Annotated in this window: 4 protein-coding genes and 1 pseudogene; 2 read left to right on the forward strand and 3 right to left on the reverse strand. The window is 71.7% G+C overall.

Annotation, left to right across the window (positions count from 1 at the left end; all coding sequences use genetic code 11):
• Positions 1–357 precede the first annotated feature (357 nt).
• Positions 358–777 (reverse strand): ATP-binding protein, encoded by a 420-nt coding sequence (locus ABTY98_RS41950; RefSeq protein ID WP_352226437.1) that lies wholly within the window; start codon positions 775–777, stop codon positions 358–360.
• 419 nt (positions 778–1196) lie between these two features.
• On the opposite strand from ABTY98_RS41950, the gene ABTY98_RS41955 reads away from it, so the two are divergent.
• Positions 1197–1646, forward strand: a complete 450-nt coding sequence (locus ABTY98_RS41955) for a cyclic nucleotide-binding domain-containing protein (protein WP_352226438.1) — start codon at positions 1197–1199, stop codon at positions 1644–1646.
• A gap of 79 nt (positions 1647–1725) precedes the next feature.
• Here ABTY98_RS41955 and ABTY98_RS41960 read toward each other — a convergent pair whose 3' ends face one another.
• Positions 1726–3030: an MFS transporter gene (locus tag ABTY98_RS41960; protein ID WP_352226439.1), complete on the reverse strand. Its 1305-nt coding sequence runs from the start codon at positions 3028–3030 to the stop codon at positions 1726–1728.
• A 129-nt stretch (positions 3031–3159) separates the two neighbouring features.
• Positions 3160–3777 carry a LysE/ArgO family amino acid transporter gene (locus ABTY98_RS41965; RefSeq protein WP_352226440.1) on the reverse strand — a complete coding sequence of 206 codons (618 nt, stop codon included), beginning with the start codon at positions 3775–3777 and terminating at the stop codon, positions 3160–3162.
• An 86-nt stretch (positions 3778–3863) separates the two neighbouring features.
• On the opposite strand from ABTY98_RS41965, the pseudogene ABTY98_RS41970 reads away from it, so the two are divergent.
• Positions 3864–4514: pseudogene (locus ABTY98_RS41970) on the forward strand (ArgP/LysG family DNA-binding transcriptional regulator); the annotation flags it as partial.
• Positions 4515–4607: the final 93 nt, after the last annotated feature.

Consider the following 4607-nt stretch of genomic DNA (forward strand, 5'->3'; position numbering starts at 1 on the left):
ACCGAGAGCGGCGAGACGGGCGAAGAGGGAGGCCGTATCGGGGGCGTCGTCGTGCGAACGCCGGGACGGGGCCCGGGTCGTGGGGGCGGGCGTGCTGGGGCGGCCGTTGGACAAGTCGGTGAGCATGCGGAATCGCTCCTGAACTGTGGGTTCCAGGGCATCACCGGAACGTGGTTCCGGGACTCGACCCGAACTGCGTTGTCAAAGTCGCCGCGGGAGCACCGCCCGGACCGCTTTGCGGGCCCGGGGGCGACATGACTGCTCCCACTGGCGCGCGCCTCCGGTCCGAAGCACGACAGTCCGCCTGCCCCTTCGCTCCGGGCGCAAACACCGCAGTGCGAAGTTCGGTTCGCCGCCTCAGGCCAGGGACACTACCGCGGTGATCCGCTTACCCCCGCGGGGCAGTCCGGCGACCTCGACATCCCGGGCCAGCCGGCAGACGATGGGCCAGCCCCGGCCGCCGGGCCGCCCGCGGTCGCGCCCGTCCGGGGCCTGCTCGGCCACCGGCAGTGAGTCGCTTCGGTCGCAGACCGACACGCGCACCGCGCATCCCTCGACGTCCACGTCGAAGCCGGTGATCCCGCCGCCGTGCAGGATCGCGTTGGTGGTCAGTTCCGAGGTGACGAGCAGAGCGTCCTCCAGGGCCTCGGCGGCGCACGGCACGGACTGCCGGGCGACGGCGCCACGGACCGCTCTGCGGGCGTCGGCCGGCCGTAGCGACAGCCGGCGGAAGTCGGGTTGTGCCCCTGCTGACTCGGTCCGGTGCTTCTCGCGCATCCCTTCGCTCCCTGAGTGGTCGACTCGCTCCCTGAGTGGTGAACCGGTTGGTCTGACTGGCCCGTCCGCGCGGGTCTCTCCTTGTTCGGCTCACCTGTCGGGGCGCTGCCAAACACATCCGGGGGCGGCAAGGGCTTCCCCTAAGTGAAACGGGTCACGTACCCTGTTCCCAGGTACCCGAAAGGGCCCTCGATGGTTTAGCGTTCATCCATAAGTGGTCGAGGAGTCGACATCAGGTCCTCCCGCACCACCGCTTGACGGCCCTGGCTGGCCTCCCCCGTCCAGCCAGGGCTTTTTTATGCCCGGACGGCTCCCGGGCGGCGATTCTCATGCCCTTCGAGGTGCCCGGCGGGTCGGCAGCGGCTGAAATGGGGCATAGGCAAAGCCCCCGTACCCTCGCCGGCGAGGAGCCCAGCGCCATGACCAAAGCCATCAAACTGCTGACCGCCCTCCCGCAGGCGCAGCGTGAGCGCCTCATGGAACTGGCTCAGGAGGTCTCCTTCCCGGAGGACGCCCGCATCTTCGAGGCCGGCGGCACCGCGGACCGCTTCTGGGTGATCCGCTCGGGAGCGGTCAACCTGGACCAGGAGGTGACCTCCCACAAACGGGTCACCGTCGCCAGCCTGGGCGCCGGCGACCTGCTCGGCTGGTCATGGCTGTTCCCGCCGTACACCTGGGACTTCGGGGCTGTGGCGTTCAGCCAGGTGCGGGCCTACGAGTACGACGCCTCGGCCGTGCTCGCGCTGTGCGTGGAGGATCCGCTGCTGGGGCTCTCGCTGGTGCGGACCGTCGCCGAGATCCTCGCCAGCCGGCTGGAGGTCACCCGGGGCAAACTGCTGGACGCGTACGTGGGGCGGCGGCCCGCGTAGGGGTGCGCTGATTGGTGCGCCCAAGTCCGTTCGCGGCGGGCGGCCGGGCGGGCTCCTCCCACTCGGTCTCGAGGAACGGTCAGATGCGGTAGCGGCGCAGGGCGGGGACGGCGGCGGTCAGGGTCAGCATCACGGCCACGACCAGCAGCCCGCCGCCCGTGACGGCCGCGCGCGGCCCGAACACCGACCCCATGGTGCCGTGCAGGACGTCGGCCAGCCGCGGACCGCCCGCGACCACCACCGTGAACACACCCTGCATCCGGCCGCGCATCTCGTCGGTCGCGGCGGACAGCAGGATCGCGCCCCGGAAGACCATCGAGACCATGTCGGCGACCCCGGCCGCGGCGAGGAAGGCGACCGCCACCCAGAGGTTTCGGCTGAGCCCGAACCCGGCGACGGCGGCTCCCCAGCCGACGACCGCGCCGATCACCATCCAGCCGTGCCGGCGCGCCCGTGAGAACGTGCCGGAGAAGAGCCCGCCGAGCACCGCGCCGACGGGGATCGCCGCGAACAGCAGGCCCAGCGCCAGCCCTTCGCCGTAGGAGCCGTAGGTCTGGGCGGCCAGTTGCGGGAACAGGGCGCGGGGCATGCCGAACACCATCGCGATGATGTCGGCCAGGAACGACAGCAGCAGCACCTTGTGCATGGAGATGTAGCGGAACCCCTCCACGATCTCCCGCACCCCGGCCCGGCGGGCCGTCGCACGCGCCAGCGGCGGCAGCGCCGGCAGCCGGTAGACCGCCCACACCGTCACGCACAGCGCCAGCGCGTCGATCAGATACAGCTCCGGCAGGCCGATGACCGGAATCAGGGCACCGGCCAGCAGCGGGCCGATCACCTGCCCGGTCTGCATGACCGTCGACCCGAGGGCGTTGGCCGCGGGCAGCTGCCCCTCGGGGACGAGCCGGGCTATTGAGGCGGTACGGGCGGGGGCGTTGAGCCCCCAGAACGCCTGCTGCATGGCGAGCAGGACCATCAGCGCGGCCACGGATTCGAGGCCGGTGACGGCCTGGAGCCAGAACAGCAGCGAGGTGACGGCGATACCGCAGTTGGTGATCAGCAGCAGTTTGCGGCGGTCCATGGCGTCGGCGACCGCGCCGCCCCACAGCGCGAACACGATGAGCGGCAGCAGTCCGGCGAGGCTCGCGGCGCCGACCCAGGCCGAGGAGCCGGTGATGTCGTAGATCTGCTTGGGCACGGCCACCGCAGTGAGCTGGCTGCCGACCGACGTGACGATCGTGGAGGTCCACAGCCGCCGGTAGGCCGGGATGGCCAGCGGGCGGGTGTCCATCGCCCAGCGGCGCCAGCCTCGCCGGGGCGGGGGCGCCGTGGTGTCTTCGGGGGGCTGTATGCCGGACTGGGTGTCGCTCTCGCTGGTGTCCACGGAGTTCCTGGTGTCCTGGTCCTCTTGGTGCTCGCTACATCTTTCGATTGCAGGATCACTATCCCAGCAACTCCTGTGCCTGGCCGAACCGGTTGTCCCAGGGTGCGGCCCCACCAGTGTCCGGGGGCGTCAGGAGCCCGCCGCGAGCATCAGGCCGAGCCCGATCATGGTCAGGGCCACCAGCCCGTCCAGCACCCGCCAGGCGGCCGGTTTGGCGAGGTACCGGCCGAGCAGCCGGGCGCCGAAGCCGAGCGCCGCGAACCAGCACAGGCTGGCCAGCGCGGCACCGAGGCCGAAGGTCCAGCGCAGGTCGCCCCGGTCGGCGGCGAGGGAGCCGAGCAGGAACACGGTGTCCAGGTAGACATGCGGGTTCAGCCAGGTCATGGCGAGGCAGGTGAGCACCGCGCGCCGCCGGGAACCGGCCGCCGCGCCCTCGGTACGCAGGCCACCGGTGCCGGGCCGCAGGACCCGGCGGCCGGCCAGCACGCCGTAGCAGAGCAGGAAGGCACCGCCGACCAGACCGACCGCCCGCACCGCGCCCGGCCAGGCCGCCACCAGCGCGCCCACCCCGCCGACGCCGAGGGAGATGAGGACCGCGTCGGAGAGGGCGCAGATGCCGACGACCGCGAGGACCGCGTCCCGGCGCACGCCCTGGCGCAGGACGAAGGCGTTCTGGGCGCCGATGGCGACGATGAGCGAGAGGCCGCTGCCGAAACCTGCGGCAGCGGCGGCGAGGGGGCTGGACATGCCCTCGACGGTAAGGAAGCGATCTCTGGACGTACAGCTAAAGATTTTTACGTACCCTTAGCGCAGCTGTAGATGGGAGTGGAACGGTGGAACTTCCCCTCGACCAGGTGCGGACGCTGCTGGCGGTGGTGGACGAGGGCACGTTCGACGCGGCGGCCGCGGCCCTGCGTGTGACGCCGTCGGCGGTCAGCCAGCGGGTGAAGGCGCTGGAACAGCGCACGGGCCGGGTGCTGCTCCAGCGCACCAAGCCGGTGCGGCCGACGGAGTCGGGCGAGGTGCTGGTGAGGTTCGCCCGGCAGCTGGCCCGGCTGGAACGCGACGCGCGCGGCGAGCTGGGCATGAGCGGTGCCGGGGAGCCGACCCGGGTGTCGGTCGCGGTCAACGCGGACTCGCTGGCGACATGGTTCCTGGGAGCGCTGACCGGTCTCCCGCGCGTCTTCGTCGAACTGCGGCGCGAGGACGAGGATCACACGGCCGCGCTGCTGCGGGAGGGGCTGGTGATGGCGGCGGTGACCTCGTCGCCGGACGCGGTGCCGGGCTGCTCGGTGCGGGCGTTGGGACGGATGCGGTACCTGCCGGTGGCGGCACCGGAGTTCGCGGCGGCGTATCTCACCGGGCCGCTGCCGGATGCGCTCGCCGAGGCGCCGGTGATGGTGTTCGACCGGCGGGACGATTTCCAGGACGGGTTCGTACGGCGCCTGGGACGCTCCGGCGCGAGTGCTTTGCGGCATCACATGACTCTGCTGCGCAATTCCGGGGTCAGGCCGTGAGCCGGTAGGCGAGGTGTTCGAGGCGGCTGCTGCGTGTGTGGTGCTGGTCGTGTCCGGTCC

The sequence above is a fragment of the Streptomyces sp. NPDC096040 genome, from assembly GCF_040303265.1.
Classification (GTDB): Bacteria; Actinomycetota; Actinomycetes; order Streptomycetales; family Streptomycetaceae; genus Streptomyces.